The sequence below is a fragment of the Nostoc sp. WHI genome, assembly GCF_015714725.1.
Taxonomy (GTDB): domain Bacteria; phylum Cyanobacteriota; class Cyanobacteriia; order Cyanobacteriales; family Nostocaceae; genus Nostoc.
The window spans coordinates 45,579-61,049 of the sequence record NZ_WBKM01000365.1 but is presented as its reverse complement, the minus strand read 5'-3'; the positions used below and the strand labels follow the sequence as shown (position 1 = coordinate 61,049).

At 41.9% G+C, this 15,471-nt stretch carries 13 protein-coding genes; 4 read left to right on the top strand and 9 right to left on the bottom strand.

Features of this window, described 5'->3' with window-relative positions:
- Positions 1–115: 115 nt before the first annotated feature.
- Positions 116–2,356: a transglycosylase domain-containing protein gene (locus F8S12_RS37855; protein WP_230968557.1), complete on the bottom strand. Its 2,241-nt coding sequence runs from the start codon at positions 2,354–2,356 to the stop codon at positions 116–118.
- Positions 2,357–2,790: 434 nt separating this feature from the next.
- Here F8S12_RS37855 and folK point away from each other — a divergent pair, with 434 nt between their 5' ends.
- Together folK and F8S12_RS37845 are read left to right on the top strand one after the other, a co-directional pair.
- Positions 2,791–3,354, top strand: coding sequence for a 2-amino-4-hydroxy-6-hydroxymethyldihydropteridine diphosphokinase (gene folK, locus F8S12_RS37850; protein WP_196521461.1), 564 nt, complete (start codon positions 2,791–2,793; stop codon positions 3,352–3,354).
- A gap of 68 nt (positions 3,355–3,422) precedes the next feature.
- Entirely contained in the window at positions 3,423–3,971 is a 549-nt protein-coding gene (locus F8S12_RS37845) for an NUDIX hydrolase (RefSeq protein WP_196521460.1), read from the top strand.
- Between the two features lie 475 nt (positions 3,972–4,446).
- On the opposite strand, the gene F8S12_RS37840 is transcribed toward F8S12_RS37845, so the two are convergent.
- Entirely contained in the window at positions 4,447–4,584 is a 138-nt protein-coding gene (locus tag F8S12_RS37840) for a hypothetical protein (RefSeq protein WP_196521459.1), read from the bottom strand.
- Between the two features lie 390 nt (positions 4,585–4,974).
- Here F8S12_RS37840 and F8S12_RS37835 point away from each other — a divergent pair, with 390 nt between their 5' ends.
- Positions 4,975–7,176, top strand: coding sequence for an HAD-IIB family hydrolase (locus F8S12_RS37835; RefSeq protein WP_196521458.1), 2,202 nt, complete (start codon positions 4,975–4,977; stop codon positions 7,174–7,176).
- 363 nt (positions 7,177–7,539) lie between these two features.
- Here the strand turns inward: F8S12_RS37835 and F8S12_RS37830 are convergent, their stop codons facing one another.
- The 3 genes from F8S12_RS37830 to tnpA form a co-directional block, all read right to left on the bottom strand.
- Positions 7,540–8,031: a YajQ family cyclic di-GMP-binding protein gene (locus F8S12_RS37830; RefSeq protein WP_196521457.1), complete on the bottom strand. Its 492-nt coding sequence runs from the start codon at positions 8,029–8,031 to the stop codon at positions 7,540–7,542.
- Between the two features lie 77 nt (positions 8,032–8,108).
- Positions 8,109–8,843: a DUF1995 family protein gene (locus F8S12_RS37825; protein WP_196521456.1), complete on the bottom strand. Its 735-nt coding sequence runs from the start codon at positions 8,841–8,843 to the stop codon at positions 8,109–8,111.
- Positions 8,844–8,929: 86 nt separating this feature from the next.
- Positions 8,930–9,352 (bottom strand): IS200/IS605 family transposase, encoded by a 423-nt coding sequence (gene tnpA / locus F8S12_RS37820; RefSeq protein WP_196521455.1) that lies wholly within the window; start codon positions 9,350–9,352, stop codon positions 8,930–8,932.
- A gap of 63 nt (positions 9,353–9,415) precedes the next feature.
- On the opposite strand from tnpA, the gene F8S12_RS37815 reads away from it, so the two are divergent.
- Positions 9,416–10,663, top strand: coding sequence for an RNA-guided endonuclease InsQ/TnpB family protein (locus F8S12_RS37815; protein ID WP_230968555.1), 1,248 nt, complete (start codon positions 9,416–9,418; stop codon positions 10,661–10,663).
- 356 nt (positions 10,664–11,019) lie between these two features.
- Here the strand turns inward: F8S12_RS37815 and F8S12_RS37810 are convergent, their stop codons facing one another.
- From F8S12_RS37810 to F8S12_RS37795, 4 genes are all read right to left on the bottom strand, one after another.
- Positions 11,020–12,045 (bottom strand): glucokinase, encoded by a 1,026-nt coding sequence (locus F8S12_RS37810; protein ID WP_196521454.1) that lies wholly within the window; start codon positions 12,043–12,045, stop codon positions 11,020–11,022.
- An 82-nt stretch (positions 12,046–12,127) separates the two neighbouring features.
- Complete coding sequence (locus F8S12_RS37805) at positions 12,128–12,775, bottom strand: histidine phosphatase family protein (RefSeq protein WP_196521453.1); 648 nt, start codon at positions 12,773–12,775, stop codon at positions 12,128–12,130.
- An 812-nt stretch (positions 12,776–13,587) separates the two neighbouring features.
- The gene (locus F8S12_RS37800) at positions 13,588–14,157 is read right to left on the bottom strand and encodes a Uma2 family endonuclease (protein WP_196521452.1); all 570 of its coding nucleotides are present in this window, start codon (positions 14,155–14,157) and stop codon (positions 13,588–13,590) included.
- A 242-nt stretch (positions 14,158–14,399) separates the two neighbouring features.
- Positions 14,400–15,254 carry a DUF4394 domain-containing protein gene (locus F8S12_RS37795; RefSeq protein ID WP_196521451.1) on the bottom strand — a complete coding sequence of 285 codons (855 nt, stop codon included), beginning with the start codon at positions 15,252–15,254 and terminating at the stop codon, positions 14,400–14,402.
- Between the last annotated feature and the right edge of the window lie 217 nt (positions 15,255–15,471).

The following is a 15,471-nucleotide window of genomic DNA, read 5'->3' as shown; positions in this document are numbered from 1 at the left end:
GGGGAGCAGGGAGCAGGGGGACAAGGGGGACAAGGGAGAATAACTAATGCCCACTTGCCCTGAGCGAAGTCGAAGGGATGCCCACTTGCCCTGAGCGAAGTCGAAGGGATGCCCATTACTGAGCAGGTCTAAGTCTATCCCGCCAGGATGGTTGTGATGATGAAGAACCTGAAGAACCGGAATTATTTGCGGGAGGAGAAGAGCGCCGACTTCTTCGAGGCGGGGGAGAATCAGATTCTACTCTTCGAGAGCGCCGCCGTGGACGAGATGATTCTGAAGAAGAGTTGCTGGATTGTTCGGTGCGATCGCGCCTTCTCCGTCTTCGGGTATAGTTTTCTGGTTGCTGTTCTTCTTGAGAATATCTTCTTCTCCGTCTCCTAGATGAACCGCTATCCTCAGAATTTCTAACACTTTCTGAGTCATTATCAGAAGAGATAGAACGATTCAGCACTTGTTTAGGCTTAATAGACTGGGCTTTAATGGTGCCTTTGCGACCTTCTAACTTGGGTCGTTTGGGAAACTTTTCTACAGGCATCCCCTGTACCGCTTTTTCCATAAACTCGTGCCAGGTGTAAGCGGCACTGCTACTGCTGCCGTCTGTGGGGCGGTTATCATCGTTACCTAGCCAAACCCCTGTCACCATCTGGGGAATGTAGCCAATAAACCACAAATCGCGGGCTTTGTCGGAGGTGCCGGTTTTGCCGGCAACTTGTCTATTACCTAATTGAGCAGCAGCACCAGTCCCCCCTTCAACAACGTTGCGTAGCATCCAAGTCATGATGGCGGCACTGTCAGCGTCAAGGACACGTTTAGACTTGAATTTAGCTGACCAGATTACCTTACCTTGGCGGTTGATGATGCGGCGAATACCATAAGGCTCTCTGTGCAATCCAAGAGTAGCAAAGCTGCCGTAAGCGCTGGTCAATTCTAGAAGATTTACTTCATTTGAGCCGAGAGCTAAAGAATAGGTGGGTTTGAGTTGAGATTTTATCCCCATTTCATGGGCAAGTTTAATCGTTGGCTTAAATCCCACATCAATCAACACCTTCACCGCAATAACATTAACAGAGCGGGTGAGGGCATCTCGGATGTTCATTGAACCCCGGAAATTTTCACTATAATTTTTCGGTTCGTAGCCATCTACCACAAAGGGTGCATCTTGGTAACTATCGTAGGGGCTTTTACCGCTAGCGATCGCAGTGGCATATACAAATCCTTTAAATGTCGATCCTGGCTGCCTCTGTGCCTGGGTAACGCGATTAAATTGATTTTTACCAAAGTCTTTTCCCCCAACCATTGCTTTAACTTCACCACTGCGGGGGTCAACAGCGACTAAAGCTGCTTGCTTAAAGTTTTCCCAGCGTCCTTGATTTCGCAGTGTTTTAGCTACAGCCTCTTCTGCCACCTTCTGCCAAGTTGGATTCAGCGTGGTTTCCACTACTAAACCCCCACTTGCTAGCACATCAGAGGAAACGTACTTCGGTAATTCCTTCTGGACGTAGCTGGTAAAGTAAGGTGATTGTACTTGCATTCGCTTCGGTAAACTGCTTTTAAGCGTTAGCGGTTCTTGGATTGCTGCCTGCCTTTGCTCCGGTGTAATTACTTTATCTTCTTGCATCCGTTGCAATACTAAGTCCCGCCGCCGTTTGGCAGCTGCTGGATTCTTGTCTGGGGCGTATAAGCTGGGGGCGGGAGCTAATCCGGCAATCGTTGCCATTTCTGCTAGGGAAAGTTGATTTGGCGATTTACTAAAATATACCCAGGCTGCATCTGCAACACCATAAGCTCCGGCTCCCAAATAAACCAGATTCAGATAACGCTCTAGAATCTGATCTTTGGTTAATTCTGACTCAATTTTTTGGGCGAGGCGGACTTCCTTGAGTTTGCGCCAAACTGTCTGCTCTTGTTTCAAAAAGAGAATCCGCGCTAGCTGTTGGGTGATGGTACTACCACCTTCTACCACACCTTGCGATCGCAAATTATTTAAACTCGCTCTGGCAATCCCTTGAAGATCAACTCCGTTGTGTTGCTGAAATCTTCTATCTTCTGAGGCTATGAAAGCTTTTTTTAAATTATCTGGTATTTGCTCCAGCTTTAACTGTTCTCTGGTTGCTTCACCTTGTTGTTGTAATATGGTGCCATCAGCAGCTTTGATAGTCAGTGTTTGCTCTCTAACCACGGCTTTGAGATCAGCTTTATCTGGCAAAGTGCGATCTATTAAACCGATGCCGTAGATCAAACCAACTATCCCACCACCTACACCTACACCTAAGCTTGCCCAAAACCATATACGACGATAGAGTGGTTTATTCTTTTTTGCCAGATTGGTCGTCATCCTAGATGGTAAGATTTTCATTTTACTTAGTAGCTGCCTCGCCTATGCCAGAAGTGGTGGTGGTAAGCTGTCATTTGTAGATTCCTTGTGTTGATGATGATTACCAGACGGCAATCGCAGTTTATCCTTGTCAGAGTACTCAAATTAGTTGGTCTTCGCTTGAACCAGGCGGTAAGCTTTCCCACGTCGGCTTATCACTCAAAGTAGTAACTACATAACCACTATCAGTAAGCTTTGGGGTTATAGCACCACCTTGGTGTTAGTATAGTATCCTATAAATAATTAACTGAATTCACCATAGAATAATGTTTTTTAGATTAAGTGAATTTAGTTTTGTAAAAATACTGCAATTTTGATAACTATTCGGAATATAAAGACTATTGACATTATCTGAAACCGATGCGGCGAAGTATCCATAAAAATAGCCTGAAAACGGCTTGCTTAACCGAAGTGAGATGCCTGCCTTGAAAAGTTCAGATTGCCCCAAGCCGACGCTCCGAGTTTTCCCTAAGGCAGATGTAGCTTCAGAAAAGCTTGCAAAAAGTGCCCTTGCCCTTGGTAGTAATATAGGCGATTCACGGACAATTTTAGAAGCAGCTATAGAAACTTTAGCCCAAACGTCAGGCATTTTCTTAGAAACCAGATCCAGTTGGTATCGAACTAAAGCTGTAGGCCCACCGCAGCCAGATTACTTGAATGGCTGCGTCATCTTGCAAGTGGAAATACTACCCCAGCAGTTATTAGAAGCTTTATTAGAAATTGAACAGCAATTTGGGCGTGTTCGTCAAGAACCCTGGGGGCCGCGAACCCTGGATTTAGATTTGTTATTATATGATGACTTGATATTGGATACACCAAACCTCCAGATTCCCCATCCCCGAATGCTTGAGCGGGCTTTTGTGTTAGTACCACTGGCAGAAATTGCCCCAGATTGGGTAGAACCAGTTTCTAGGTGTGTTATTAAAGAACTGCTCAAAGAGGTAGACTGTTCTGATGTACATTTATTGATGGGCAATTAAAACTACCATCCTTAAATGCAGAAGAACGTTGAGTTCACCTCTGTAGTTACAGATAGTCAGATATTACTATGCCATTAGGTAGAGAATTACCACAGCTGCTAAAACAACGCTTGTTTTATAAAGGACGCAAGTTTGATTTTGAAGTTAATCGCTTGCGTTTGCCTAATAAAGCAGAAGGAGAATGGGAGTGTATTCGTCACCCTGGTGGTGCTTTAGCTGTACCAGTAACGCCAGATGGGAAACTTGTACTCGTGCGCCAGTATCGTTTTGCAGTTCAGGGACGCCTATTAGAATTTCCGGCGGGAACTGTGGAACCAAATGAAGACCCCCTAGAAACGATACAACGTGAGATTCAAGAAGAAACTGGCTATAGCGCCCAAAAATGGCACAAATTAGGCGAGTTTTTCCTAGCTCCGGGCTATTCTGATGAGATTATCTATGCTTTTCTCGCTCAAGATTTGTCAAAGCTGGAGACACCACCAGCCCAAGATGGAGACGAGGATATCGAAACTGTATTTATGACTCCCGAAGAACTGGAGAAAGCTATTCTTGAGGGAGAGCCAGTAGATGCTAAATCAATTTCTAGCTTTTTTCTAGCGCGTCCGTTTTTAGTTTAATCGCAATATGCTGCTAGAGTTAGCGATGCCTAGATTGGGCTACGCCTACGCAGATACCTACTTGCACGCTCTTTGAGTCGATACGTCAAACATCCCCCATTATCGACTCATACCTGGTAGTTACACCAAGCCTAATACCAAATCTCCAATAGAGACGCGATTAATAGCGTCTCTATTGGAGGTAAAAAGGCTTTTTATAGGGCTTGTACACTATAAAAACTATACCTCACTAACTTGCAACCTCCTGTTTGTGATCCTGCATAGAATAATCCCTTTGTTTAGCAAAAGGCTCAATTATTTTAAGTAGCCGTACAGAATTAATTACATCATGTCATTCGCTCGTAATAGCTGTGATATTTTTGTTTATTTACTTATTTTGTGCATCTTGATACAGAATTTTTACCAACAATAAGTTCTTCAGCAGATATAGACTTAATATTATTAATATCATCCCTAAGATGGTATTTTGTTGTTACTATTTGTAGTAAATAATTACTTTAGATATTTGTTTTTCAGAGGCAGTAGTAAAAACAGAAATATACAAAAAACTCCATATTTTATTTTTACTCCAAGGTGCGATCGCACCTTGGCTGATGCCGCTAGGCAGAGTCAAATATTTTTCTCAGCGCCGTTTTAACTGCTTTCTTATGATTCACATAACAAATTTGTCATTAGTCCTTTGTAAATCCGAGTGAGCAGAAATTGCAAAAATCCTAATTTTAAACTTTTGACACCAAAAATAACAGGCGATCGCTACGTCCTTTGCTGATAAAATAAGCCTATTTTATAATCTGGAAGTTAACTTGATTGCTGATGACAAATAATTAATTTTAGTCATTGAGGTTGATTTAAACCTAACAAAGTATTCACGCTGCCTTATTTTTGATGCATTCAGATGTTTAGCAAGATATGTATGAATGTTGTCCTGTAAAAATCAACGGTCGTTAGGTGCAAGAAACATAGAAATCGCAGGTGTATACAGTAAATTACTGAGGAAGACACGATGTCACAGAGTCCAGGGTTATATATTTTACTGGTCAGTGTTCATGGCTTAATTAGGGGACATAATCTGGAGTTAGGAAGAGATGCTGATACAGGTGGACAAACCAAATATGTAGTCGAACTTGCCTGTACATTAGCCAAAAACCCACAAGTAGAGCGAGTTGATTTAGTAACTCGTTTGGTAAACGATCCAAAAATCAGCCAAGACTACGCTCAACCGATAGAAATTCTCACAGACAAAGCTCAAATTATTCGCCTTCCCTGCGGCCCACGTCGCTACCTTCGCAAAGAAGTTCTCTGGTCGTATTTAGATACCTTTGCAGATGAATTGCTCAGATACATTCGCAAAGTTGGAAAAATCCCAAATGTTATTCACACACATTACGCCGACGCTGGATATGTAGGCTGTCAGGTCGCTGGCTGGTTAGGAACGCCCCTTGTGCATACTGGTCACTCCCTCGGACGCATTAAGCAGCAACGATTACTAGAACAGGGAACTAAACTGGAAGTTATTGAAGATCACTTTCGCATTAGTACACGAATTGATGCTGAAGAAACCACACTTGCTAGTGCAGCACTAGTCATTGCTAGTACTTATCAAGAAGTTGAACAGCAGTACAGCGTTTATGACCGATATCAACCTGAACGGATGGTAGTGATTCCTCCTGGTGTTACTCTAGAGCATTTTTACCCAGCACCAAAGGATTGGCAGAATCCACCCATTTACCAGCAATTGCAACGGTTTCTTAAAGATCCTCAAAAGCCAATAATTATGGCGATTTCTCGCCCGGCTTTTCGTAAAAATGTGAGTAGTCTGATTAAAGCTTATGGCGAAGATCCTGAACTACGTAACCTGGCAAACCTGGTACTTGTGCTGGGAAAACGAGAAGACATCATGACGATGGAATCGGGGCCACGCCAGGTATTTATAGAAATCTTGCAATTAATTGATCGCTATGACCTTTATGGTTACATTGCCTATCCCAAACATCATAACTCTGAAGATGTGCCTGACTTATATCGGCTGACAGCTAAAACACGAGGAGTTTTCATCAATCCAGCGCTCACAGAGCCATTTGGACTGACCTTGATTGAGGCTGCGGCATCTGGTGTACCAATCATTGCTACATCTGACGGCGGCCCACAAGATATCATATCAGCTTGTAAGAATGGTTTGCTGATTGATCCTTTAAACATTAAACAAATCCAGGATGCACTGCGAACGGCTTTGACAGATGCCGAACAATGGCAAAGCTGGTCTCGCAATGGCATGGTTAACGTCTGCCAACATTTCTCTTGGGATAGTCATGTCGAGCAGTATCTAAAGAAAGTGCGCCTATTTCCAAAACGACGAGTTCAATCTTTCCTTAGTCCTCTGCGCGAATCTCCAGCAGTCGAACATCCAGACTGGAATGTGCCTGATACTAACCGCCTGCCAACAGCCGATCGCTTCCTCGTAGCTGAAATTGATAACACATTATTGGGGAACCAAGAAGCACTGCACAAGTTGATTCAGCGCATCCATAACGAAGGACACACAACCGGAGTTGGCATTGCCACAGGTCGAAGCCTGAAAAGTACCTTGAGTATGTTGGAAGAATGGCGTTTCCCGATGCCAGACTTGCTAATTACATCAACAGGCAGTGAAATTTATTATGGGCCTCACATAGTAACAGACACGAGTTGGCAAAGACACATTAAAGCTAATTGGCAACCTGAAGCAATTCGGGAAGCGATGAAGGATATACCTGGAGTTGAATTGCAGCCACCAGAGACTCAAGGCAAGTTTAAGATCAGCTACTTTGTTGATACAGACAAATCGCCTAGCTACCCGGAAATCATCCGCCATCTGCGTCAGCAGCAGCTAGCCGTCAAAGGAATTTACTGCCATAGTAGGTATCTCGATTTAGTGCCTATCCGGGCTTCTAAGGGAGATGCCATTCGTTATGTTGCTTTGAAATGGGGATTACCTGTGAAACGGTTCTTAGTGGCAGGGGCATCAGGTAATGATGAATCAATGCTGGCTGGCAATACACTGGCAGTTGTAGTTGGAAATTACAGTGAAGAAATTGAAAAGTTTCGGGACTGTCCACAGATTTACTTTGCTCAAGGACAATATGCCTGGGGAATTTTGGAAGCGTTAGATCACTACGACTTTTTTGGTAATCTATCTCAAGCTCAGTCTGAGATGTTGGCAGTCTGATGTACCTGTTAAGTAGGTAGACAAAATTAATTGCACAATGTCATTGCGAATGAAGTAAAGCGGAATGTTCGCGTAGCGCGTTGCCCTGAGCTTGCCGTTCGCGGAGCGTCTCGTAGAGAAGGGTCTCTAAGAGTTGCAATCGCAGGCGTTTGGGATTGCGTCGGAAGCCTTGCAATGACCTTATAATATGTAATTAATTCTGCACAGGTACTTAGCTATCTTATTCAATGTCATAAGCTGTTGGGATGAATCAAAGCAGTGCGTAAGCGCCACCGATATATTGACGCTTACACTCAGCAAATTTGGGATTTAGCCCCTTAAATTGACATATTTCGGTTAGGCAGTGCACACCATACAAATCTTTTAACGATAATTTGTAAATTGCAAAGCCACCGGGTAGTCTTCTTGTTTCAACCGCTGCATGACAACTTGCAAGTCATCTTTAGATTTGGCAGAAACCCGCACTGCATCACCTTGAATTGAGGCTTGTACCTTTTTGAATTCGTCACGAATTAACTTAGAAATTTGTTTGGCGATTTCCTGACTGATGCCTTTTTTGAGTTTGATTTCTTGACGCACGCGATTACCACTGGCTGATTCAACCTTGCCAAAATCAAAGATTTTCTGGGAGAGGTTGCGCTTGCCAGCTTTTTCCCGCAGGATGTCGTGTAAAGAATTTAGGGTAAACTCGCTGTCAGTGCTGACATTAATGCTTTGTTCGACTAACTCGAAAGTAGTTTGAGTATCTTTGAGATCATAACGACCTTTGATGTCTCGTACAACTTGATCGACAGTATTAACCAATTCTTGTTGGTCAAAGTCGCTTACAATGTCAAAGGAAAAAGTAGAAGCCATAAAAGAAATATTTGAGATTTTGGATTTTAGATTGGGAATTAAGGATTAGGGATTGGGTATTAAGAAAACTTTTTCTCCTAACTACTCAACGCCTTTAAAAACCGTTGCAAACCCTTAAACACATTGGGCTTTCTCGCAGGTGTCGCATCTGTTTTTGTTTGCGGTTGTCCTTTTAAAAAGATAAGATCCAACTCATCACCTGATGGTTTTGTAGGTAATTCGGCAATTCTTTGATATTCGCCGCCTGTTTCCAGCCAAACTTCCCACTGTCCTGGGTAGCAGCGATATAGAGCGCTTTGATCGTCTACAGGGCGCAGATAATAGCAGGATTCAATAGTACTGATGAAACGATCGCGGATTTTTCTAGCTGTATAACCAATGCCCACGACTCCAGAATCTTCTAGGCGAGGATTTAACAAGATTAAAGGGCGATCGCCTATTACTTCACACAGCTTTTCTAATTGCGTCACTTCTACGGAAGTGGGGGCAATGAACAAGAAAATTTCATCCTCTGGCTGAATTTTTGTCTGCAAGGAAGCAGCCCTTCCCGTGCCAATATCGGAAATTTGAAATGGTGCATCGGCCCAATCGCGTCTGGCTAGGGCAGCAGCACCAGCGTCAGCAAAGAAAATCTTCAACCGGGAATCATATTCTGTAAACAGTGGCAGAAATTGTTCCGCCACCGGCATAAACTTGAGTTCTGGGAACAGGAACTCAACTTGTAAGCGAGTACAGCCATCTGCAAGGGCAGCTTGGGTAGCTACACGAGATTGGGCGATCGCATCTTCAAGACTGTTGGGAAGTTCACTCATACTTTATTATCAGATTTCGCGGAAAACCCCATCCGTCTACACGGTGGGGATGGATTAGCTAATGCGGAGCGGAGCGTAGTAGACAATCATTCTTTGCCGCCTGACTGTCCTTTAATATAATCCTTAACTATTTCCAACGGCGCTCCACCACATGAAACCACGCATTTAGAATCATGCCATAGTTTAACTTTTTCGCCCCAGTAAAACTTGCCTATTTCTGATTTGTACTGTTGTCTTAAAATCCTGCTAGAAGCAGACTTAAGCGAAGCCATTAAATCAGAAATATTGTTGTCTGGGTGTAGATTTACAAGCAAATGCACATGATCTGGTTCTCCATTAAATTCTTCAAGGATACACTGATTGGCGGTCAATACCCGCACAAAAATAGGCTCCATATCTGCAAGCATCACACTCGTAAAAACTGACCTACGAAACTTAGTTATGAAAACCATGTGTAGATGAATGTCAAAAACTACGTGCGCTCCTTTCCTTAAACTATCTCTACTCACTTCGAGTCAACCCTAGAATCTATGATATAGTATTGAGAGTAACACAATCACACCATTCGACTGATGTTATATGGCTGCCAACAAATACTATTAAACCCCGACAATGCTCTAAAAGCAATTTTAGAGTTTTTGTGTGGTGAAGCAACAAAACTCTCTAATTGCGGAACGTACTATGCACGCCAGCTTTACTTCAAGACGGGTCTAATCCCTAGCAAGTTTGATTTAAATAATGAACTGTCTGACAACATTCATTTTGCGGCAATGTACTCCCAAGCAGCCCAACAATGCTTGATGCAAGTGCAAGAGTCATTTAAGTCATTCGTGGGTCTACTTAAAGGAATAAAAAATGGAACTGTAACGCAAAAACCAAAGCTTCCAGGATATCGAGATAGCGGATTAAGCTTGGTAACATATCCGGCTCAAGCCATAAAACTGAAACCACAAGGTTTACGTTTCCCTTTGGGTAGCAAAGTTAAAGCATGGTTTGAAATAGCCGAATTCTACTTGCCTATGCCATCTAACCTTGACCACAAGCAAATTAGAGAGTATCGAATTCTCCCTAGAAATGGTGAATTCTATTTAGAGCTTGTTTACAAACTTTCAACCATTCAATCTGATGTAGATTTCAATAAAGTCATTGGCATAGATCCAGGACTCAATAACTGGCTAACAATAGTTAGCAATGTTGGCACATCTTTGATTGTTGATGGCTTGCACCTCAAAAGTTTGAACCAGTGGTATAACAAACGAGTGTCTGTCCTTAAAGAGAATCAACCACAAGGATTCTGGAGTAAACAATTAGCTCTGATCACCGAGAAACGCAACAGGCAAGTTAGGGATGCGGTCAATAAAGCTGCTCGATTGATTTTAAATCACTGCCTTGAAAACAAAATAGGGACAATTGTTTTTGGATGGAATGAAGGTCAGCGCCAAAATATTAATCTTGGCAGCAAGACCAATCAAAAGTTTGTGCAAATTCCTACTGCCAGATTGAAAGACAGGATTGCTCAACTCTGTCAACAATACGGATTAAGGTTTGAGGAAACTGAAGAAAGCTACACGAGTAAAGCGAGTTTTTTAGACTCTGATTTGCTACCTACATTCGGCGAAAAACCTGAAGGGTGGCAAGAGTCTGGTAAGCGAGTTAAGCGTGGTTTGTACCGTTCGGCAAATGGTACAAAAATAAATGCTGATGCTAACGGTGCAGCAAATATTTTAAGAAAAGTAGCGGTGAAGCTTGGGCTAGACCTAAGTAGAATCAGTAGCGGCGATTTGATAGCGCCTTTAAGAATCCGGTTCTGGATTTCTTAAGAATCCCCATCCGCCGTTAGCGGTGGGGAGTATCAAGTCGCTTTAGCATTACTTCCATTGTTTCAGTATTAGCTCTGATTTTGGCGTTGCTAATGCGTCTTTTCGCTTTGCTACACTCGCAAGGACAATGTATTTGTTTGCGTAAGTCCTGGATAAATCTCGTACAAAGCATGTAATATCAAGTTCGGCAAATCACTTACGATATGTCATTGCGAATGTAACGTACTCCTAGGTCGAAGCAAGCTACGCGCTTGCGTCTCGTAGAGAAGTGGAATGAAGCAATCGCAAGGCTTTGGGATTGCCGCGCGACCCTCGCAATGACATAAGTATTAAGCCGGACATGATATAACTGGGGATTATAACCTAGCAGCACATAAAGCAGCACCAATTAGCCCTACTTGTGGATTGAGGATAACATACACGGGTATCTCTTCGAGGAGGGGGCGCATCCTGCCTTTTTGGGTGAAACTTAACAAGAAACCGCTATTTTGGATTAAGGGCAGAATTTTGGGGGCAATTCCACCAGCGATGTATAAGCCACCGTAAGGTAGAAGTTTGAGGGCGAGATTCCCGGCTTCTGCACCATAAGCGTCTATAAATAATTGCAAGGTTTGTTCCGAAAGGCGATCGCGTTTTTGTACTGCGGCTGTACCAATGGCAGCACCAGGATCGACGCTTTTCTCTTCCTGTCCCGCTTCTTGTTCCCAAGTTCTAATTATTTGGGCGATGTCTGGTGATTCGGTGGCAACTTTGCGATCGCGCAAAAATTGATAAATTGCCACAATTCCCTGTCCAGAAACTACCCGTTCCACAGAAACGCGCTGGATATCATGTTTATCCAACAGGTATTTCAACAACTGAAACTCTAACTCTTTCCGGGGAGCAAAGTCAGCGTGTCCACCTTCTGAGGGAAAGACTTGATACTGGTGTCCTTGCTTAATTAAAAATCCTTGTCCTAAGCCAGTCCCAGCGCCAATAATCGCAATGGGGGCATCGGGTTGGCATTTGCCAGCTTGCAACGTCAGTAAGTCTTGTTTATGTAAACCTAAAATGCCATAGCCAACGGCAGCAAAGTCGTTAATCAAAGAAATTTGCGGGATACCTAATTCTTGTTGTAGACGTTCGGTATCCAGGAACCAAGCCAAATTAGTCAGCTTGGCAGTATTTTGCACCACTGGCCCAGCGATCGCAAAACAAGCCTTTTGTGGTATTTTCGTGTTGGCTTTGACCAAAAACTGCTGCACTATGGGTACTAAATCGGGATAATCGCCACTGTGGTAAGTTTCCTGATAAATAGTATCTGAACTTGGTGAGTTTGATGTTTCAACCAATCGCAGAATAGTTTTCGTACCGCCGATGTCTCCTGCAAGTAACAAAGTCATAGAACTTATTCGCGGATTAATTACTTTTTGTAGGATATACCCAACGTAGCCAAAGCCATAATTGCAAATCTCTATCAGAGATTCAAGCAAATCGAATAACTTCCTCTATGTGGGTTAAATGGGAAGTATCTCCCTTTAGTTCTAACAACCATTTTGGGTCTTCGCGCACGACTTTTACCAGAGAACATAGAGAAGCCTTAATTTCTGTTTTGGCAATTTCCCCTACTAACCCCATTGCTCCCCCCAACACAGATGCACCGTGTGCTACTAGCAGGATATCCTGTGGAAAGAATTCAGTAGCTAAACATCTTGCAGTTTGCCCAGAACGTTCTCGCACTTTTTCGTGAGTTTCAGGGTATTTGGCGGCGATGCGCGAAGTATAGCCGATGTCAATTCTGGGGAATAACTCTGCTAATGCTGGAGTTGAGAGTCTTTCGGGTTCTTCTGTCATCCAAGCTGGATTTAGCCATTCACTCAAGCCTGTTTCCAATTTGATCGGTAAATCCATAACTTCTGCCACTGCGTTTGCCGTTTGTACGGTTCTCAAAAATGGGGAGGCGAAAATATGGGAAATTTTTTCTGCTTTCAATCGTTTAGCTAACTGTTGCGCCTGCACGAAACCATCGTCAGACAAGGGTGGATCGTAGCGTCGTTCGGCGGTGAGAAACCAATCGGGGTTTACGAAGTCGAGGCGGTTGGCGTGTCTTGCGATCCAGACTATTTGACTCATGGGTTTAATTATTCCGGTGAATAGAATTCGCCGCTAAACAAATATAGATATCTGCAAGGAGGGCTGCAAATATTAATATATGACAAAAATCGTAATATTATTTAATAATACTAATGATTAGGAAAACTTATTAGTGCTGTCAATGTAGTTTTATTTAAAGCCTTTTTAGCCAAGTCTCTAAAGCAATATCGACTAAAAGCTCTAGACAATTGGTTTCCTCATGATACTTTTATTCATATTGATCAGTAGCCGTACTTAAATTAGACATAAAATGTAATTACGAGCGGAACGGAGTGAAGCTTACTCCTATAGAGAAGCTGCGCGGAGAGTGTCGTAGAGAATTAATCTCAAAGCCTCTATTTTACGTGTTTAAATTAAACCTACTTAGTATCTGCAAAATCGTTAATTTAATAATTAACTAGAAAATACATAAATATTTTAATAGTTTAGATAAAACTTAAATATTCATGTTATTTTATTTAAAATAAATAGACTTTTTATAAAAATTTTCGTTTATTCATATCTTATAAGTAAACATGGAAAACCAATACTTGCTAAACTTAATTAACATTACTATCAGTGCAAGTGTAACATCGGGAATATTTTTGTTTTTTAAAATAAACAATTCAGTAAAATATGATTAGCAACACGACTTTATTCAAAGTTTATTTGTATTTTTATATGTTATGCTTCTTCTTCTAGCATCAATTATTACAGTCTTTCTTTTTATGCATCCAATAATTAATTTATTTAAACAGTCCTTTTTAAACTTTCAGTTTTATCGGCAAGAATTAAGTACAGGAATTTTAGTACTAAGAATTAACAGTATTTTGTTTGGTTATAAAGCTTACAGTTAATTGAAGATTACTAACTAAATCGGGGACTGGTAATATTTCTTGTTCTTCTTGTAAAAGTTCTGGTTGCTGCTTTGGTGGATAGACTAAAACAGAACGCTCATCTGGATCAATCAGCCAACCAAAGCGAGTACCATATTTTAAACAATGCAAAATATTTCCGGTTACTTTAGTCTGGCTTTGATCTGGCGAAAGAATCTCAATCGTCCAATCTGGATATGCCTTAAAAACATTTGACACATCTCCACGTTCATCTAGGGGAATCCGTTCCCAAGCAAATACAGCTACATCAGGGACAATTGAACGCCCACCAAAAGTACATCGCAATTCGGGGAAAGCTAGGGCAATTTTTCGACTTTCAACTACTTCATTTATACCTGTGACTAACTTACCTTGTAATTTGCTATGTTTTCCTTGAGGTATTGGCTTTTGAATAATTTGACCGTTGATGTATTCTAAGCTAGGTTTTGTTTCTGGTAGTTTCAAAAACTCCTCCAAAGTCAGAGATTTAGTTGGGGATTTTACCATCTGCTTCTTGTATTTTAGTACAGCACAAGTAGTCTGCTCTCTAGGGTAAGACTTATAAAGAATATAAATTAAAAATTTGGTATTGCTAAATTAAGGTATGAAATTTAAAAATTCCGCTTATGAGGAGTTCGTGAGGTTTTCTAAAGCGTCTGCTCTGCTCTCAATTGAATATCTTAACAATCAAGAGCAGAGCATACGCGTTTACGCTTTTAACAAATAGATCAAGTCGAGCTTGGGGACGCCTACCTAGATCTAACGGCTAAACCAATGAAGTTACCTTTAGGTACATCGGCGATTTTAGTTGCAGAGCCAGTAGATAGGTCAATAGTGTAAAGAACTGAACCAGATAGTGCATAGGCAGTATTTTTGCCTTGTGCATCTGTAAAGATGTCAAACCCGCTTGTGGGTGCAAAGTTAACACCAAGCTTGCCGATAGTGTTGAGAGTACCACTATTGGGTGGGCTTTGCAGTACTAACACATCAAGATCGTAATCAATGCCATAAAGTTGAGTTGATGTGGCTCCAGCAACCGAATTTATGTAAGCGGCACCGGTAACGTTGGAGTCAACTGCGGCGTTGACATCACCACTAGCATAGGCTAGGGATGTATCGACAAGAACTGCACCAGTATCTGCATTGGTACGAAGATTTTGGTCATTGCTACCTACTATCCGTAAGCGGTCTACTACGGGATTGAAGTCAAACCCTGACTGAAATCCTCCATTAAAACTGCTAGATAGTAGGCTCACAAAGGTCGCTTGACCAGTTCTAGGGTTGAGCGTGTATACCTTGTCAGTATCGGTGACACCATAAAGCAAACCGTTTGCTGGACGGAAGTCAATACCTTGTAAGTTGCCGTCAATTCCTTTGACTTGAATTGCGAAAGCAAATCCACTTGGATCTATATTTACAAGAGTATTATTTGAGGTTAGGCCAATGAATCTTAAAGGAGACCATTTGCCTGTAACATTGATTTGAAGGATCTCAGTTGATTTAGTGTTCCCAACGTCAGCTGAAATTTTGTTAGCACTCAAGCCAAGACTTGCAGTAACTACAGCAACTACAATGGCAATTTTACGTGTAATAAAACCTTTCATCCTACACTCCAAGATAAAGTTTTCTGAATTTTGATTCGGCAAGTATCTACCCATTATTAAAAGTATTAATGGTTAAAGCTTACTGATAACTATAGATTACACTTAAATCCTTTTTGACAGGTTAAGAAACCATTAACTTTGCTAATTTCAATATGTAGTTACACTGTAAATAGCTTAGTGTGTGACTATCAAATTTAATGTTGTAGTGAGTCACTAC